This is a genomic window from Xanthocytophaga flava, assembly GCF_030068545.1.
GTDB lineage: Bacteria > Bacteroidota > Bacteroidia > Cytophagales > 172606-1 > Xanthocytophaga > Xanthocytophaga flava.
Window position 1 is genome coordinate 44,353 of sequence record NZ_JASJOR010000038.1, and the last position, 15,913, is coordinate 60,265.

16 protein-coding genes and 4 tRNA genes are annotated in these 15,913 nt (G+C 36.5%); 11 read left to right on the top strand and 9 right to left on the bottom strand.

Going from position 1 to position 15,913, the window contains the following annotated elements; translation table 11 throughout:
• The first annotated feature begins 74 nt into the window (after nucleotides 1–74).
• Entirely contained in the window at nucleotides 75–701 is a 627-nt protein-coding gene (locus tag QNI15_RS34105; protein WP_314036322.1) for a response regulator transcription factor, read from the top strand.
• A 21-nt stretch (nucleotides 702–722) separates the two neighbouring features.
• Here QNI15_RS34105 and QNI15_RS34110 read toward each other — a convergent pair whose 3' ends face one another.
• A complete protein-coding gene (locus QNI15_RS34110; protein ID WP_313984554.1) occupies nucleotides 723–1,022 on the bottom strand; it encodes a hypothetical protein in 300 nt (99 codons plus the stop codon).
• A gap of 153 nt (nucleotides 1,023–1,175) precedes the next feature.
• On the opposite strand from QNI15_RS34110, the gene QNI15_RS34115 reads away from it, so the two are divergent.
• Entirely contained in the window at nucleotides 1,176–1,379 is a 204-nt protein-coding gene (locus QNI15_RS34115; RefSeq protein WP_313984551.1) for a hypothetical protein, read from the top strand.
• Between the two features lie 97 nt (nucleotides 1,380–1,476).
• On the opposite strand, the gene QNI15_RS34120 is transcribed toward QNI15_RS34115, so the two are convergent.
• The 7 genes from QNI15_RS34120 to QNI15_RS34150 form a co-directional block, all read right to left on the bottom strand.
• Complete coding sequence (locus QNI15_RS34120) at nucleotides 1,477–1,761, bottom strand: hypothetical protein (RefSeq protein ID WP_313993150.1); 285 nt, start codon at nucleotides 1,759–1,761, stop codon at nucleotides 1,477–1,479.
• A gap of 5 nt (nucleotides 1,762–1,766) precedes the next feature.
• Entirely contained in the window at nucleotides 1,767–1,961 is a 195-nt protein-coding gene (locus tag QNI15_RS34125) for a hypothetical protein (RefSeq protein ID WP_313993148.1), read from the bottom strand.
• A 163-nt stretch (nucleotides 1,962–2,124) separates the two neighbouring features.
• The gene (locus tag QNI15_RS34130) at nucleotides 2,125–3,210 is read right to left on the bottom strand and encodes a leucine-rich repeat domain-containing protein (protein WP_314036324.1); all 1,086 of its coding nucleotides are present in this window, start codon (nucleotides 3,208–3,210) and stop codon (nucleotides 2,125–2,127) included.
• Nucleotides 3,211–3,409: 199 nt separating this feature from the next.
• Nucleotides 3,410–3,484: transfer RNA gene (locus tag QNI15_RS34135), tRNA-Pro, on the bottom strand.
• A 27-nt stretch (nucleotides 3,485–3,511) separates the two neighbouring features.
• A tRNA-Ser gene (locus QNI15_RS34140) sits at nucleotides 3,512–3,600 on the bottom strand.
• A gap of 105 nt (nucleotides 3,601–3,705) precedes the next feature.
• Nucleotides 3,706–3,780 (bottom strand) — tRNA-Pro (locus QNI15_RS34145).
• Nucleotides 3,781–3,807: 27 nt separating this feature from the next.
• A tRNA-Ser gene (locus QNI15_RS34150) sits at nucleotides 3,808–3,896 on the bottom strand.
• Between the two features lie 206 nt (nucleotides 3,897–4,102).
• On the opposite strand from QNI15_RS34150, the gene QNI15_RS34155 reads away from it, so the two are divergent.
• The 7 genes from QNI15_RS34155 to QNI15_RS34185 all read left to right on the top strand — a co-directional run bounded on the left by QNI15_RS34155 (nucleotide 4,103) and on the right by QNI15_RS34185 (nucleotide 10,528).
• On the top strand, nucleotides 4,103–5,071 hold the full coding sequence (locus QNI15_RS34155; RefSeq protein WP_313993142.1) for a VWA domain-containing protein: 969 nt from the start codon (nucleotides 4,103–4,105) through the stop codon (nucleotides 5,069–5,071).
• A 60-nt stretch (nucleotides 5,072–5,131) separates the two neighbouring features.
• On the top strand, nucleotides 5,132–5,839 hold the full coding sequence (locus QNI15_RS34160) for a hypothetical protein (RefSeq protein ID WP_313984537.1): 708 nt from the start codon (nucleotides 5,132–5,134) through the stop codon (nucleotides 5,837–5,839).
• A gap of 128 nt (nucleotides 5,840–5,967) precedes the next feature.
• Nucleotides 5,968–7,146 carry an acetyl-CoA C-acyltransferase gene (locus tag QNI15_RS34165; protein WP_313993139.1) on the top strand — a complete coding sequence of 393 codons (1,179 nt, stop codon included), beginning with the start codon at nucleotides 5,968–5,970 and terminating at the stop codon, nucleotides 7,144–7,146.
• Nucleotides 7,147–7,236: 90 nt separating this feature from the next.
• Nucleotides 7,237–8,178: a phosphoribosylaminoimidazolesuccinocarboxamide synthase gene (locus tag QNI15_RS34170; RefSeq protein ID WP_314036326.1), complete on the top strand. Its 942-nt coding sequence runs from the start codon at nucleotides 7,237–7,239 to the stop codon at nucleotides 8,176–8,178.
• A 134-nt stretch (nucleotides 8,179–8,312) separates the two neighbouring features.
• Nucleotides 8,313–8,693, top strand: coding sequence for an STAS domain-containing protein (locus QNI15_RS34175; RefSeq protein ID WP_313984530.1), 381 nt, complete (start codon nucleotides 8,313–8,315; stop codon nucleotides 8,691–8,693).
• Between the two features lie 14 nt (nucleotides 8,694–8,707).
• Nucleotides 8,708–9,691: a ribonuclease Z gene (locus QNI15_RS34180; RefSeq protein WP_314036328.1), complete on the top strand. Its 984-nt coding sequence runs from the start codon at nucleotides 8,708–8,710 to the stop codon at nucleotides 9,689–9,691.
• 135 nt (nucleotides 9,692–9,826) lie between these two features.
• Nucleotides 9,827–10,528 (top strand): queuosine precursor transporter, encoded by a 702-nt coding sequence (locus QNI15_RS34185; protein ID WP_313985165.1) that lies wholly within the window; start codon nucleotides 9,827–9,829, stop codon nucleotides 10,526–10,528.
• A 419-nt stretch (nucleotides 10,529–10,947) separates the two neighbouring features.
• Here QNI15_RS34185 and QNI15_RS34190 read toward each other — a convergent pair whose 3' ends face one another.
• Nucleotides 10,948–11,706, bottom strand: a complete 759-nt coding sequence (locus tag QNI15_RS34190) for an RNA methyltransferase (protein ID WP_313993131.1) — start codon at nucleotides 11,704–11,706, stop codon at nucleotides 10,948–10,950.
• A 97-nt stretch (nucleotides 11,707–11,803) separates the two neighbouring features.
• Here QNI15_RS34190 and tamL point away from each other — a divergent pair, with 97 nt between their 5' ends.
• Together tamL and miaB are read left to right on the top strand one after the other, a co-directional pair.
• Entirely contained in the window at nucleotides 11,804–14,272 is a 2,469-nt protein-coding gene (gene tamL / locus QNI15_RS34195) for a translocation and assembly module lipoprotein TamL (protein ID WP_314036330.1), read from the top strand.
• A gap of 197 nt (nucleotides 14,273–14,469) precedes the next feature.
• Nucleotides 14,470–15,900, top strand: coding sequence for a tRNA (N6-isopentenyl adenosine(37)-C2)-methylthiotransferase MiaB (miaB, locus tag QNI15_RS34200; protein ID WP_313993126.1), 1,431 nt, complete (start codon nucleotides 14,470–14,472; stop codon nucleotides 15,898–15,900).
• Nucleotides 15,901–15,913: the final 13 nt, after the last annotated feature.

Sequence of the window (15,913 nt, forward strand, 5' to 3'; positions counted from 1 at the left end):
AAATCTATGAAATAATGTAATATACTCTAACAGAACTATCCTCATACAAAATCAATTTATCACACCACTTGTCTATGAAAATCTGTTTAGCTGATGATCATCCTATATTGATAGACTCTCTGGTAGGTCTACTTGAATCAACAGGCATTCACCAGGTAGTTGGCAAAGCATATCATGGCGAGGAGTTGCTTCAGTTATTACCTGTTGTAAAGCCTGATATAGTTATTGTTGACATTAACATGCCAGGAATGAATGGAATAACATGCAGTAAATGGATCAAGAAAAATTACCCCAGCATCAAAATAGTGATTCTGACTATGTACAACAGCAGGTCACTTATTAATCAATTAGTTGAAATTGGTATAGATGGGTGTCTTTTAAAAAGTGGTAATAGTCAGGAGTTGTTAAATGCTATAGATCGGTTGCAGATCAATAAGTCTTATTTTGATACAATCGGAGATTTTAAAGCAGAAGTAAGAATGGAAGCAGAACCAGACTCACATGCGTTTCGCCTTAGTGACCGCGAAATCGAAATAGTTCGTCTTATTGCACTTGGATCAACCAGTTCTGCTATTTCTGAAAAATTATTTATATCTGAGCATACAGTAAAAACACATCGAAAAAATATCTTCAAAAAGCTGGATATTAGTAATGTAAGTCAGCTTACTCGCTATGCAATGGAACTGGGTATATTATCTTAAAAGATGTCAAAGAATAAATACTTATCTATACCCAATCTCACATTCACCCGAATTCATATTATCAGCATTTTTAATCTGTAAGCCATGATAAAATACAGAAGGCTTTTCTGAATCTAAATCCCATTTGCCATCTTTAACTAATGCATCTTCCAATGCCTTGTAATCTTCTGAACTGATAGTAATACAAGTGGCGTTCAGGATATCTGTACTGGAAGTCCACTTATCCTGTATCATTTTTTTGATTTGATCAATATATGTCTTTGGATGTACTGCTTCGGGAGTATCGATAAAATCGTTAATTGAGATCTGCTCGTTTGTCATATGGAAAAAGTTTTGGCTGGTCAAATATAAAATCTTTTTTATTGAAAATGCATATAGTCTTTTCTTTGTTAAACAATTCCCATTCATCTGAAATGAACGGGGATTTTTTCTGAAAAGATTTTGTTATTCTTTTAAAGAAAGGAAAATCTATCCATGGAAAAAAAAGTAATAAATGTTGATTTTGTAGTTGATAATCCAAATTTGTATCGCATAGCATGGAAATCCAGGACAACAAATTTTTATGGATGTGGTATGTATGCTTGTACCAAAGAAGATGCACTCAATTCTGTTAGGGAATTAAACAAGATCTATCCAGATAGCCATCATTGGGTTGAACAAAATCCTCGCCTCAACTAATCAGTCATTTAAGATCGAACCAAGTTTCAAAAAGACTCCACACACTATACTTGTGTGTGGAGTCTTTTTGATTTGTATATGTTTGAAATTATAAAATCTATTCAGGAAGCAATCTTACTATTTTCTTTTTAAGATTTTGATATTTCATTGTTTGTTCCTCTGTACCATCTCCAATTGTAATAACAGGAGGAAAAACTCTTTCATTTTTAATATCAATTTCAATAGAGATGTTGATCTGTGTATTGGTTTCTCCTTGTTCATAAAGGAGTTCCTGAATTTCATTAAGAGGTTGCCTATATTGAGATTTAACAGTCTGCTGGTACTGTTCTATTTTCCAGGTTGGTTGCCCTATAGTATTATATAATTTAAACTGTACATCCATTCTACTTATTCTTTTGCTTTTTTCTCTAATTCATCTGTCTCATCTTTGTCTTTACGTACCCGCTTTTTTATCTTTTTAATATCATGTATCACACTACCTAGGTCTCCTTCTATCTTTTCCAGACGAGCCTCTATCCTACTTTGTTTATCAATGATAAAATCCAGTTTATCAATAAGGGTAGACAATTGATCTTCAGTCATAAGCAGTGTGGTATAAATTAAAGAAAGAAACTCAAATATAATTTTTTACTTCATTTCATCCAAAATCAAATGAATATGAATTTACTACCAATAAAATAAAATCAGTTCCTTACAAGAGACTAACTTCTCCCAAAACATAAAATATCTGCCAGATTGTTAAATTCTATTTAATAATCTGGCAGGCAGGAAGGCATTCTGTTAGCCACGTTGAAAGCTCTGCAGGTATTTCAATTCCTTCCATATTGAAGTAGGTCATACGGGTAAGATTGCAAACCTCAGCAGGGATTTTATGTAATGGATTATTACTAATATAAAGTGATTCAAGATGTATCAAATTTCCAATTTCCAGAGGAAGAGATTCTAATTTATTATTAAACACTAATAATTCCCTTAGATTAGTCAAATTACCAATCTCAACAGGAAGAGATTGTAATAAATTATTAAAAGCAGCTAGCTCTGTAAGATAGGTAAGATTACCAATTTCTCCTGGTAGAAAAATTAATTGATTGTCTGACAAAGAAAGTATTGAGAGTTGTCTACACTCCCCTATCTGAGGTGGTATCGAGTGTAGGCGGTTTAAACTCAGCAAAAGTCTATTTAGTTTAGCAAGGTTCCCTATGAAAGCAGGAAGAGAAGTCAGTTGATTGTTGTATAAATGTAGTTCCTGAAGATTAACCAGATTTCCCACTTCGTCTGGTATTGCTTGGAGTTGGTTTCTGGTTAGGTCAAGCCAGGTGAGATTGATACAATTACCAATTTCTTTCGGTACTTTTACTAGTTGATTTGAACTAACCAAAAGCTTTTGCAAATTTAAACAATTTCCAATCTCTACAGGAAGAGAGGTTAATTGGTTAAGAGATACATTTAACTCTTCAAGCCTTTTAAGACAACCTATTTCAGACGGCAACTGACTTATTTGATTCCCCTTAAGAAATAGCTTTCTAAGATTGAACAGATATTTAATCTGGCTGGGGATCTCTCTTAAGTGGTATCCTGCAAGATCTATTTCTTCAATACAATGGATATCTAGTAGTCTTTGCAGAAACCAAGTATCATCAAATGTATCTACTTGAGGAGTGGATTGATTATTGGTTTCCAGCCAGGCAAACACTATAGATATATCCTTTTTAATATTCCCAAAAGTGAGATTTAAAGATTTGGCAATCTCAAGTCCAAGTACAATGTTTTCTTCATCTCCTGAAAGAAGTAACTCCAGTACTTTCTCTTCGTTAGTAGGTTCTGTTAACATAATAATTTTTCTAAGGACTTTCTTAATTGGGATCAGCATGACTGAGTCATCAACTATTGTATCTTACATTATGTGGAAGATTAATTGGGTTACAATCATGAACAATAACAAAGATGGTGTAAACTTTTGATTGTACAGGAGGCTAAAGAAGGAACAAATAAAAAGCCGCTCTAAATAAAATATTTAGAGCGGCCTAAAGTCGGGGTGGTGTGATTCGAACACACGACCTCCACATCCCAAATGTGGCGCGATAACCGGGCTACGCTACACCCCGAAACTATGATTTTTCCAATTCAACCAGCGGAGAGAGAGGGATTCGAACCCTCGGTACGCTTTAACACGTACGACAGTTTAGCAAACTGCTCCTTTCGGCCTCTCAGGCATCTCTCCGAAATAGCCTGTAAAGATAAGCCTTTTAATTAAAAAAATCCTCTCTTCCTTTATTTATTAGAAGAAATAAGCCACTCAAGGAAAAAATAGAGTGGCTTATCAAAGTCGGGGTGGTGTGATTCGAACACACGACCTCCACATCCCAAATGTGGCGCGATAACCGGGCTACGCTACACCCCGAAACTATGATTTTTCCAATTCAACCAGCGGAGAGAGAGGGATTCGAACCCTCGGTACGCTTTAACACGTACGACAGTTTAGCAAACTGCTCCTTTCGGCCTCTCAGGCATCTCTCCGAAATGGTCTGCAAAGATAAAGAAAACATTTTCACTTCCGCAAACGTTTCACAATAAAAACCATAAAAAAAGCCCAAAAGCAAATACTAATCACCTGAAAGTCAGGAAAATATTTTTTTAACTTTTTTTCTACTTCATAAAAATCGGTTAATTAGAATACCTTTGCAGACAAGAATACGTTCTTACTTTAAAAATTTATATACTTCATGAACTGGTATTATGAGATTACCTGGTGGGAATATGGGCTCATTGGACTTTTCATATTTTTCTATATTTTATACGTAATCAGAACCACCCGCAAGGCCAAACAAATGCACAGTTCAACAAGTGGTCTGGCAGCCAAGGCTATGATTCGCTTCATTTATTTTAGTCTACTTATGATTGGGTTGCTGGGTCCAACCTTTGGCACTCTTCGTAAAGAAGTTAAAGCCGTTGGAAGAGATATTTACCTGGTTGTAGATCTTTCAAAATCAATGGATGCAACAGATATTGCACCATCACGTCTTGAAAGAGTAAAATATGAATTAACTCGCTGGCTTCCCAACTTCTCATCAGATCGTATCGGGTTGATCATTTTCTCAAATGAAGCATTTGTTCAATGTCCCTTAACCTATGACCAGAATGCATTACGATTATTTATTGAAACATTACGGACAGATCTTGTAACTCAAAGCAGCACAGATCTGGCAGCAGCACTCAATCTGGCATTAAAACAACATCAGGACAAAAAAAATACATCAACCCAAAAACAGGCTAAAATTATTATTCTCATCACCGACGGGGAAGATTTTGGAGAAGAGGCCGAACAGGTAGCTCACAAAATTGAGGAAGATGGACTAAAATTATTTATGCTGGGTGTTGGAACCAAAACAGGAGGAAAAATACCAACAACACATGGTTTTAAACAAACTCCAGGAGGAAAAACAGTAATCACAAAACTTGAAGCTGAGCATCTGCAATTATTGGCACAACATGCAAATGGACAATACTTTGAGTTAAGTCGTATACAGAATGACATTCCGGCTTTAACCTCTACCGTTTCTAAAGTTGAAGGACATTTACAAGACACCCGTAAAATTGATATCTCCTCTAATAAATACTACTATTTCTTAATTTGTGCCTTGATGTTATTAGTTATCGACATTATGATTGCAGTCACTACTATACATTTATAAAGATATTTTTCGTTTTTTTGTATCGGTGATCAGTGCCATATTTCGCCAACTGTTTAAATTATGGTTTTTTCTCCCAAATTCTGGCTTATTGTATTTGCAGTTTCCTGGCTTCCGAACTGGAATATTCTCAGTAAATCAGGTGAAATACGTGAATATAAATATCAAGCCAATCTAGCTTTCCAGCAGGGAAACTATGAAGAAGCACTCATATTTTACAAACATCTGTATGAAATTTTAAATGTGGGAGAAGAAGAAGTATTGGTAAACCTGGCCCATTGTTATTTCATTCAGAAAAAGCAAAAGCAAGCAACCGCATTATATCAAATAGCCAGTCAATCACCTCATCCAGCTGTTAAATCGCTCGCATGGCAGCAATTAGGTGTACTTGCTTACAACACCAAAAGATATGACTGGGCCTCTACCTGTTTTCGCAACTCATTAAAATCAAATCCAAGAAATGAAGATGCCAGGTATAATTATGAATTAACGGAGAAACTCAGACGGCAGAACAAGCCCAAAACAAATCCTCAATCAGCCCCTGCACCAAAGCCACCTGATCCTCCCAAACCAGAATGGGAAGACAACGAAAACAATGCCGAAAGTGCCAATAACAGTCAGGTAGAACAAGATCCTTATGCCGAAACGGGTATGTCCAAAGAACAAGCAGATATACTGCTGGAAGCAATGAAGGACGCAGAGAAACAGTACATTCAACAACAAAAAAAGCAAGGCAAGAAAGCCAGCAACAATGCCAGACCTGATTGGTAAATTATTGCATCACGAAAATAAGGTTATCATTTCACATTTCTATCAATATTGTCTAGGTTTGTATCCGTAAAATACATTATAACTATATAGATTTTATTGTATTTAAAAATCATCAACAAGCTTATTCTATGAAAGAAGTATATATAGTTTCAGCAGTTAGAACTCCAATAGGTAGCTTTGGCGGGGTTTTATCCCCTTTTTCGGCCACTCAACTTGGATCATTTGCCATTAAAGGCGCTCTTGAAAAAGCTGGAATAGCCCCCAATCAGGTTCAGGAGGTTTTTATGGGGAATGTTATTTCTGCTAATCTGGGTCAGGCCCCGGCACGTCAGGCAGCAATCTTTGCAGGACTTTCTCCGGAAACTGTTTGTACAACCATAAATAAAGTATGTGCGTCCGGTACAAAGGCGGTTATGTTCGCTGCGCAAAGTATTATGTTGGGCATCAACGACATTGTTGTTGCGGGAGGCATGGAAAGTATGACCAATGTGCCATACTATATTGAAAAAGCCCGATTTGGATATAAATACGGAGATGGAAAGCTTATCGACGGTTTACAAAAAGATGGACTTTGGGAAGTATACCACAACTATGCAATGGGTAATGCGGCAGATATGATGGCTCGGGAATTAAATATTAGCAGAGAGACACAAGATGCCTATGCTATACAATCATATAAAAGAGCAGCAGAAGCAACACAGAAAGGATATTTTAAAGAAGAAATTATCCCTGTAGCTGTACCGCAAAAAGGCAAAGAACCTATTCTGATCAATGAAGACGAAGAATATAAGAATGTAAATTTTGAAAAGATTCCGTCCTTAAAGCCTGCATTCTCTTCTGAGGGTACAGTGACTGCGGCTAATGCATCTACAATCAATGATGGAGCTGCAGCTTTGGTTCTACTAAGTAAAGAAAAGGCAACAGAGTTAGGAGTAAAACCTATTGCACGCATTTTGGGATTTGCTGATGCGGAACAATCGCCTGAATGGTTTACAACTTCTCCATCACTGGCGATTCCCAAAGCACTGAAAGTATCCGGTATAACGGAGAAAGATGTTGATTATTATGAAATCAATGAAGCATTTTCAGCAGTTGCACTCTGTAATATGCAAAAACTACATATTGCTCCTGAACAGATTAATATTTTTGGAGGAGCTGTTTCGCTTGGTCATCCGCTAGGTTGCTCAGGAGCAAGGATTCTGGTTACTCTTTCCAATGTATTGCAGCAAAAAAATGCCAATATTGGTGTTGTTGGTATCTGTAATGGTGGTGGTGGTGCATCAGCTATGGTTATAGAGAAACTATAAAGCTATCTCTGTCAATCGTTACAGAAGGTGAGCCATGAATCTTTTGCTTATCAGAACAAATTAAAAATCTTACAATTTCGAACATCCTTTATGTACGCATTAAAAGAAACCCACTTTCAATTTAAAAATCAAACAGACTTTTATCGTGGTAAAGTACGCGATGTCTACTATTTTAATGATAAAATGGTTGTTGTTGCTACTGATCGTATATCAGCCTTTGATGTAATTTTGCCACACCCTATTCCATACAAGGGACAAGTATTGAATCAGATTGCTGCACTTTTCTTGCAAAAAACGTCTGATATTCTCCCTAACTGGCTACAATCTGTTCCCGACCCTAATGTAAGTGTTGGATTACGATGTGAGCCTTTTGCAGTAGAGATGGTTGTAAGAGGATATCTGGCAGGTCATGCTTGGCGCGAATATAAGTCAGGAAAGCGTGTCCTCTGTGGAGTTTCGTTACCGGAAGGATTAAAAGAAAATGATAAGCTTCCCTCTCCTATTATCACACCAACGACCAAAGCAAAAGAAGGTCATGATGAGGATATCTCCAGAGAAGAAATCATAAAACGAGAGATAGTATCAGAGAGCGATTATACTCAACTTGAAAAATACGCATTAGCTTTATTTGAGAGAGGAACACAAATCGCAGCAGAGAGAGGTTTGATTCTGGTAGATACCAAGTACGAATTTGGAAAAATAGATGAAACTATTTACCTGATTGACGAGGTTCATACACCTGACTCTTCGCGCTACTTCTATGCAGATGGCTACTCAGAACGTCAGCATTCAGGAGAATCGCAAAAACAACTTTCGAAGGAATTTGTTCGTGAATGGCTGATTGCCAATGGATTTCAAGGCAAAGAAGGACAAACTGTTCCTGCCATGTCTGATACCTGGATACAAACCATAACAGACAGGTATGTAGAACTATTTGAAAGAATGACAGGTCAGACGTTCGACCGCATTTCTACAGATGGTATTGAAAGCAGAATAGAAGCTCACATAAATAGTGTAATCAGTGAATTCTAAATGATTTTTATATTATTCCGAAATGTGTTAATTTGCATGATAAATCCTAGTAAAGTTCGACTGATAGCTAAAGCAATCTCTTTTTGATTGGACGTTGCTTGTCCTGCTCTCAATCAAAACCCAATCGAATTCCAATGAAATTCACGCTAGATAAACAGGAAAAATATGTATTGATTCAGTTGCATGAAAGCAAACTTGATGCAACCCTGACCCCTTTGTTGAAAACAGAACTTGTAACGTTCAATGCAGAAGGATATAAAAATATTATTCTGGACTTGTCTGAAACCAAATACATGGATTCGTCAGGACTAAGTGCAGTACTTACAGGCAATCGTCTCTGCAAAGAATCTGAAGGATTATTTGTATTGACAGGACTTTCTGACCATGTACAAAAACTCATTAAGATTTCTCAACTGGAAAGTGTACTCCATATACTTCCAACCACTCCGGAGGCAGTTGACGCAGTCTTCTTTCATGAGTTAGAAAGTGAATTTGGTAAAGAAGAAACTGAATAAATTCCAGATTATAAATGATTGCCTGTTTTGTTTACAGGCAATCATCCTTTGTTTTTTCTGAGCAACTTTTATTCAGCACTGCATTGGCTTTTACATTAAAAATATTAGGTAGCAGTTCTGCAACTCCTGCCTTTGGCCGATATCCCACCTCGCAGCTTTTACAGGTCGAACAAGATTATTTTCTGATAGACTGTGGTGAAGGAACACAGTTCCAATTACTAAAATATCAGTGTAAAATCAATCGTATCAACCATATAGTCATCAGCCATTTACATGGAGATCATTTTTATGGGCTGGTTGGTTTGTTAGCTACCATGAATCTCAATGGTCGCACCGAAGATCTACATTTATATGGTCCCCCTCACCTCTCTGATGTCATTACAAGCCAATTCCGCTGTTCTGAAACCTGGCTTATCTATACAGTTCATTTCCATGTGTTAGACCCTGTCCAACAGGTTATATATGAAAATGATGTAATGACCGTTTCTACCATTCCACTTAATCATGGTATTCCCTGCACAGGTTTTTTATTTCAGGAAAAAACACGTAAACGCAGAATCAAAAAAGAAGCATTGCCAGAATACATTTCTCCACATCAGATTAAACGTCTGAAAGAAGGAAAAGATCTTTTTGATGAGAACGGAACACTCCTCCATCATAACTCAGATCTTACACTTTCACCCAGAAAGTCACTTAGTTATGCATATTGCTCTGATACAGCATATTATGAACCTATTTTAGAACAGATCCATAATGTCGATCTTTTGTATCATGAGGCTACCTTTATGAATTCAGAAGCAGAAAGAGCCTTAAAAACACATCATAGTACAACACATGATGCAGCTCAGATAGCTAAGCTTGCTAATGCAGACAAACTTCTGATAGGACATTTTTCAGCGCGCTACAAAGACTTATTGCCATTACTTGAAGAAGCTCGAAGTATTTTTCCCAACACACAACTTGCAACAGAAGGCACTACTATATCTTTGGCTGATTAAAACATTTTAGTATTTTTAGTGTTAGTAAGTTAGTGTTTCCCACTTACTACAGTTATTATTATTTAACCTATCTTCTGATCCTTGAATACCATTACCCAAATTCAGCCTGACACACAAAAAAAACAAAATCTCTTTATGGTACTGAGTGGCATTTTTCTTACAAATGCCATTATCTCAGAAATCATTGGAGCAAAGATGTTTTCACTGGAAGCCGTCTTTGGTTTTCCTCCTGCTCAAATTCCGATTGGAAGTTTCAAACAGGATTTTAATCTTCCAGCAGGAGCACTCCCCTGGCCTATTGTATTTATCACCTCAGATATCATCAATGAATATTTTGGACCGAAAGGCGTAAGACGGATTAGTTATCTGGGAGCGATTCTTATTACCTATGGGTTTCTTATTATTTTTGTCTCAACCCATTTACCACCTGCGCAATTCTGGTTGGATGTCAATAAAGGAGATAATAACTTTGATATCAATTTTGCCTTCTCAAAGATTTTTCGTCAGGGTCTCAATATTATTGTAGGATCTATAACTGCTTTTTTATTAAGTCAACTTCTGGATGCCTATGTCTTCCAATACCTAAGAAATATCACAGGGAGTAAAAGAATCTGGTTGCGGGCAACAGGATCTACTATAATCTCACAGTTAATAGATAGTTATGTAGTTATTTTTATTGCATTCTATGTATTTGGTAACTGGTCTTTTGCACAGGTTTTATCAACTGGTGTGAATAGTTATTTATATAAGGTAAGCATGGCATTATTGCTTACACCAGTATTATATATTGCTCATATAATTATTGACAAATATTTATACTCTAAATCTGAAGGCTAAATCAGCAGCTTTGAAGGAGACTCATCTAAAATGTATGTACAACCATCCTTCAAAGCTGAATTTTTGCTTACACATAGTTCGCTGCAAAACATCTTCAGAAAAAGTAAGGCAGGCCCTCTGACCAATGAAGATCATGCATAATATTCACAGCAATTTTTGTTTTGAGCATAACTCCAATCACTTTCTATTTTGACTGGAACTCTGATCATTTTTTCAATTTGAGCATAACTCACAGTAGCTTTATTTCGATCTTAATTTTGATCACGTTGGATGAATGTATAGAAAAATGCGCACCTACCCATTTTTACAGTGAATTAAATGTAAAAGTAAGACTCATCCTGACTCAAGTACACATTCTTAAACAAATAACTCTCTAGTTATAGTGCAGGATAACTTCTGTGTAAAACCAAACACAAGAATTAAGCTCTATGAAGAGATCTTCTCCAGTTATCACATATAATAGCAGTTGCAATTGCTACATTTAGAGACTCAGCACTCCCAAAGCGAGGAATATTGATTTTTTTCGCTATAACAGGTTCCAATTCCGGTCTAATCCCATGTGCTTCATTTCCCATAACAATAACACCTGAGGAAGTGAAATCTGTCTCATACACAGACTTTCCTTCAAGAAACGCACCATAAGAGATAATATCTGATTTATACTCATTCAAATAATTAACCAAATTACAGTAATATAATTGTGTTCGGGTAAATGAGCCCATTGTGGCACTTATTGTTTTTGGATTATAAAAATCCACGGTATCTTCTGAGCAAATTAACTTTTTAATACCATACCAATCTGCTATTCGGATAATAGTACCAAGATTGCCAGGGTCCTGGATTCCATCCAAGGCAAGAAGCATTTCATTAGATTTTGGGAGGAGTATCTGATTAGGTTTCATTTCTGCCACAGCTAATGCAGCATTATTACTCTGAAAAGTCCCTAGTTTCTCCAACTCTTCTTCACTCACAACTTCAACGGCAAAGTTTTTGCTCCTCAATATTTCTGAGTTTTCATCTTTAAATCGTGCAGTTACTAAAACAATTGTTACTTTGTAATCGGATTGTATTAATTCCAGAACACTCTTTCCACCTTCCGTCACAAAAGATTGTTCAAGTTTGCGGTATTTTTTTACTTGCAGAGATTTAATCAATTTTGTCCATTTTTGAGAAAGCATAAAAATCTATTTGTTTATCATTTTGCAATTACGAGCTTCGAAAATAGTATTTTCTGTTATAAATTCGGTATCCAGAACTGGGTATCATCTGCTTGTTTTGATATCGCCTTTATGGCTATTTATTCTACCAGGGTGTGTCTCGCAGGAAAAAGTTATTAAACCTGGTCAGTCCTTGTTGTATAGTCAACATATAAAGGGTAATACGAAAGTATCAGCAACAGAACTAGAGTCTTTTTACAAACAGAGAGCCAACCGAAGATGGCTCAACTTACCCATTTATCCTTATTTATATTTATATCGGTTAGGTTTGAGAACCTATGATCAGGCAAAAGTAGAAAAAGAAATCAATGAGGAACAGGATAGATATACGCAAAAAGTAAGAGCTGCAGGAACAGATTCTATCGAAATTACCCGAATCGAAAGAAAACATGAGAAAAGATTAAACCGTCTCAATCGGCAACTCATTGAAGGAAACTGGCTTATGCGTAAAGGAGAGCCTCCGGTTGCATTTGACTCAACATTAGCGAGAAAAACAACAGAGCAAATGCAAAATTACCTTCAAAGCAAAGGGTTTTTTAGAAGCAATGTATACCTTGAATATACTACTGATACCCTTCAACGTTCCAGAGTCACCTATTCTATTGTAGAAAATCAACGATATTTTATTAGAAAAGCAATCTGGGTTACAACAAATGTAAAAATAGACAGCTTGCTGAATGCAAATGCACCAAAAACTTATATAAAAATTAATGAAGGATACGATGGTGATAAAGTTCTTGCCGAAAGAGACAGAATAGATAAACTACTGAAAGATAACGGATACTATAGCTTTAGCAAACAATATATCAAGGTTGTTCTGGATACTATTCCAGATTCGACTCAAAACATAGACTCAACTTTACGAAATAATTATATCTTTCTCAAAACTATTATTAACAATCCACCTGATGGCTCTACACATAAAGTATATGTAGTTGATGATGTATACTTTACAGAAGATGCAGCCACCAGAGGCAGAGGGCAAAGAGATACAATTTTATTTAATGGAATTCATTACCTGTCCAGAAATCATCGTTTCTCCAGAAAAATAGTAAATAGTAAAATCTTAATTCGACCACACACTCCATATAGTCAACAAAAATCCATTGAAACACAACAATTGTTTGGTAATCTGGATATTTTCAAATTCGCCAATATTTATTACGATACAACCGGAGGTAAATTCAATGCACGGATTTATGCCAGTCCGTTAGATAGATTTTCCTATTCTGTAGAAGCTGGTGGAACAGTAACTCTTGCCAATGGCTATCCAGGTCCATTTGGTAGTACTATATTTAAAGTCAGAAATATCTTTGGAGGACTGGAGGTATTTGAACTTCGAGCAACAGGTAGTGTTGAAGGGGTGGCTGGCTTTATTAGTGAAGGCAACAATAGTATATTGAGCAGTCAGCAATTGAGTCTTACCTCTTCACTGACCTTTCCACAAATACTGATACCAGGAAAGATCAAGTATTTTTTTAGTCCTTATTTACCACAGACGAGAGTATCTGTTGGTTATAATCTAACCAATCGCCCGGATTTTCGCCGATATGGGTTTAAAGGAACATTCAGTTATTTATGGCAGCCTCAACCCCAAAAACAATTCAATGTTACAGTGCTGGAGATCAGCAGGATTTTCTCTGATTACACTAAAAATCCTGCAGGAGAGGCATTAAAGAATGAAATTCTTGATCTTAAAAGTGAAGGAAGTACCTTATGGAGAGCATTTCAAAAAGCATTTGTCTCCAGCATTAATGCCTCCTATACCTATAGTACCAGCAATAACCTGAGACAAAAAGCACAATATTTACGTTTGTTCGCAGAAAGCGGAGGTTTGTTTCTGTTTGTTCCACAAGCAAGGGATTTAATAGGAATTACTCAAAGTGACAGTACAGGTGAAGGGCTTCAATTTTATCGATTCATAAAATTAAACGCAGATTATCGTTTCTTTATTCCTAGTGGACGTCAAAGTACTTGGGCATTTAGAATCAATACAGGATTTGCCAATCCTTATGGACCAGCAGGAACATTACCCTATGAGAAATTTTTCTTTGCAGGTGGTAGTAATAGCATAAGAGCTTGGTCCCCAAGAAGGTTAGGCCTAGGCTCTTCTCCAGACAGTGTTGATGCTAAAGGAAATTATACCTATAAATTTGAACAACCTGGTGATATTATTTTAGAAGCATCTGTTGAATATAGAACCCCTTTGGTGAAATTCAGCAACTTTAACATTGGCATTGCATTCTTTGCAGATGCAGGTAATGTATGGCTTTTACGAAAAGACAAAACCATACCCAATGGAGAGTTTGCGATTGATCGATTTTACAAAGAAATAGCAGTCGGTTCTGGAATGGGATTACGATTCGATTTTTCATTCCTCATTGTACGATTTGATTTTGGAACAAAAGTGTATGATCCAGGACGACGCCCTGCAGATAGATGGGCTGTTACGAAAATATTTGGACCCAAATCCTTTTTTGCACCAGGACAAAGTACTATCAACTTCGGTATTGGCTATCCGTTTTAATACACAATAGCCTATTACTTAATAAACTAATTCCAGTAGATAAATCAAATATTTGAGATCTTACTCAAATAATCCTGCCATTCTGTCAGTTTTTAGTTTTTTTTTATACCTTTGCGGATAAATATGGAATCCCATAAGGAAAATATATTAGTAAGTACACATAGAAAATAAACGGACTACATTATTATATAAAGTGTATGGAACGAGTTGTTCAACAATTGGATATACTAACAGAAACAGATAAAGAAGCCTGTGAAATGCCCCGAATCTCAAAAGAGGAAAACCGGGGTAATTCTCGCAAGATGTATATAGAGAGTTATGGTTGTCAGATGAATTTTGCTGATAGTGAAATAGTTACATCTATTTTACAGGAGCAAGGTTTCGATACAACTTCTGATTTCAATAATGCAGACGTAATTTTTCTTAATACATGTGCTATTAGGGAAAACGCAGAACAGAAAGTTAGAAATCGGCTTAAACACCTGACTAATGTCAAAAAAAATCGCCCGGGAACTTTGATTGGAGTATTGGGTTGTATGGCAGAACGATTGAAATCCAAATTTCTGGAGGAAGAACGTATTGTAGACATGGTAGTTGGACCTGATGCTTACAGAGATTTGCCTCGTTTGGTAGAAGAAGCCGATGGAGGCCAAAAGGCTGTTAACGTATTCCTTTCCAGAGAAGAAACCTATGCTGATATTTCTCCTGTACGTCTAAATTCCAATGGAGTTACAGCATTTATCTCTATCATGCGGGGTTGTGATAACATGTGTTCTTTTTGTGTTGTTCCTTTCACCCGTGGACGTGAGAGGAGTCGGGACCCCCACTCTATTGTAGCAGAAGCCAGAGACTTATTCGCTCAAGGTTATCGGGATGTCACATTATTAGGTCAGAATGTTGATTCCTATAAATGGAAAGCTTCCGAGGAAAGTGAAGAAACCTGTAATTTTGCTCAATTACTAGAGCAAGTAGCATTGGTTCATCCTGATCTTAGGGTAAGGTTTACCACTTCACACCCAAAAGATTTCACAGATGAAGTTCTTCATACAATGGCTAAGTATGAAAATATCTGTAAGTATATCCATTTGCCTGCACAAAGTGGCAATTCCCGTGTATTACAGTTAATGAATCGTACGTATGACAGAGAATGGTATCTGGATCGTATTGCTGCAATTCGCAGAATTCTGGGAGAGGAATGTGGTATTTCAACGGATATGATTGCGGGTTTTTGTAGTGAAACAGAAGAAGAACATCAGGACACGCTTTCCTTAATGGAAATAGTCAAATACGATTATGCGTATATGTTTACCTACTCTGAACGACCCAATACTCCTGCTGCCAAAAAACTGGCAGATGATATACCTTACGAAGTAAAAAATCGTCGACTGAGTGAGATTATTGATATACAACGGAAAAATTCTCTGGAACGCAATAAATTGGATTTGGGAAAAATACATAAAGTACTGGTTGAAGGGACATCCAAACGATCTGAAGATCATCTGCAAGGACGTACTTCTGCAAACAAAGTAGTAGTATTTCCTAAAAAGCACTATAAAAAGGGCGATTATGTACATGTATTTGTGAGTGATTGCAACAGTGCAACCCTGTTAGGAGAAGCTATAGATTAATATAGTCACTGTC

What these genes read in the sequence shown, in the direction of transcription:
- QNI15_RS34105 (WP_314036322.1), top strand. Translation starts at nt 75, where the DNA reads ATGAAAATCTGTTTAGCTGATGATCATCCTATATTGATAGACTCTCTG.
- QNI15_RS34110 (WP_313984554.1), bottom strand. Translation starts at nt 1,022, where the DNA reads ATGACAAACGAGCAGATCTCAATTAACGATTTTATCGATACTCCCGAA.
- QNI15_RS34115 (WP_313984551.1), top strand. Translation starts at nt 1,176, where the DNA reads ATGGAAAAAAAAGTAATAAATGTTGATTTTGTAGTTGATAATCCAAAT.
- QNI15_RS34120 (WP_313993150.1), bottom strand. Translation starts at nt 1,761, where the DNA reads ATGGATGTACAGTTTAAATTATATAATACTATAGGGCAACCAACCTGG.
- QNI15_RS34125 (WP_313993148.1), bottom strand. Translation starts at nt 1,961, where the DNA reads ATGACTGAAGATCAATTGTCTACCCTTATTGATAAACTGGATTTTATC.
- QNI15_RS34130 (WP_314036324.1), bottom strand. Translation starts at nt 3,210, where the DNA reads ATGTTAACAGAACCTACTAACGAAGAGAAAGTACTGGAGTTACTTCTT.
- QNI15_RS34155 (WP_313993142.1), top strand. Translation starts at nt 4,103, where the DNA reads ATGAACTGGTATTATGAGATTACCTGGTGGGAATATGGGCTCATTGGA.
- QNI15_RS34160 (WP_313984537.1), top strand. Translation starts at nt 5,132, where the DNA reads ATGGTTTTTTCTCCCAAATTCTGGCTTATTGTATTTGCAGTTTCCTGG.
- QNI15_RS34165 (WP_313993139.1), top strand. Translation starts at nt 5,968, where the DNA reads ATGAAAGAAGTATATATAGTTTCAGCAGTTAGAACTCCAATAGGTAGC.
- QNI15_RS34170 (WP_314036326.1), top strand. Translation starts at nt 7,237, where the DNA reads ATGTACGCATTAAAAGAAACCCACTTTCAATTTAAAAATCAAACAGAC.
- QNI15_RS34175 (WP_313984530.1), top strand. Translation starts at nt 8,313, where the DNA reads ATGAAATTCACGCTAGATAAACAGGAAAAATATGTATTGATTCAGTTG.
- QNI15_RS34180 (WP_314036328.1), top strand. Translation starts at nt 8,708, where the DNA reads ATGATTGCCTGTTTTGTTTACAGGCAATCATCCTTTGTTTTTTCTGAG.
- QNI15_RS34185 (WP_313985165.1), top strand. Translation starts at nt 9,827, where the DNA reads ATGGTACTGAGTGGCATTTTTCTTACAAATGCCATTATCTCAGAAATC.
- QNI15_RS34190 (WP_313993131.1), bottom strand. Translation starts at nt 11,706, where the DNA reads ATGCTTTCTCAAAAATGGACAAAATTGATTAAATCTCTGCAAGTAAAA.
- miaB (WP_313993126.1), top strand. Translation starts at nt 14,470, where the DNA reads ATGGAACGAGTTGTTCAACAATTGGATATACTAACAGAAACAGATAAA.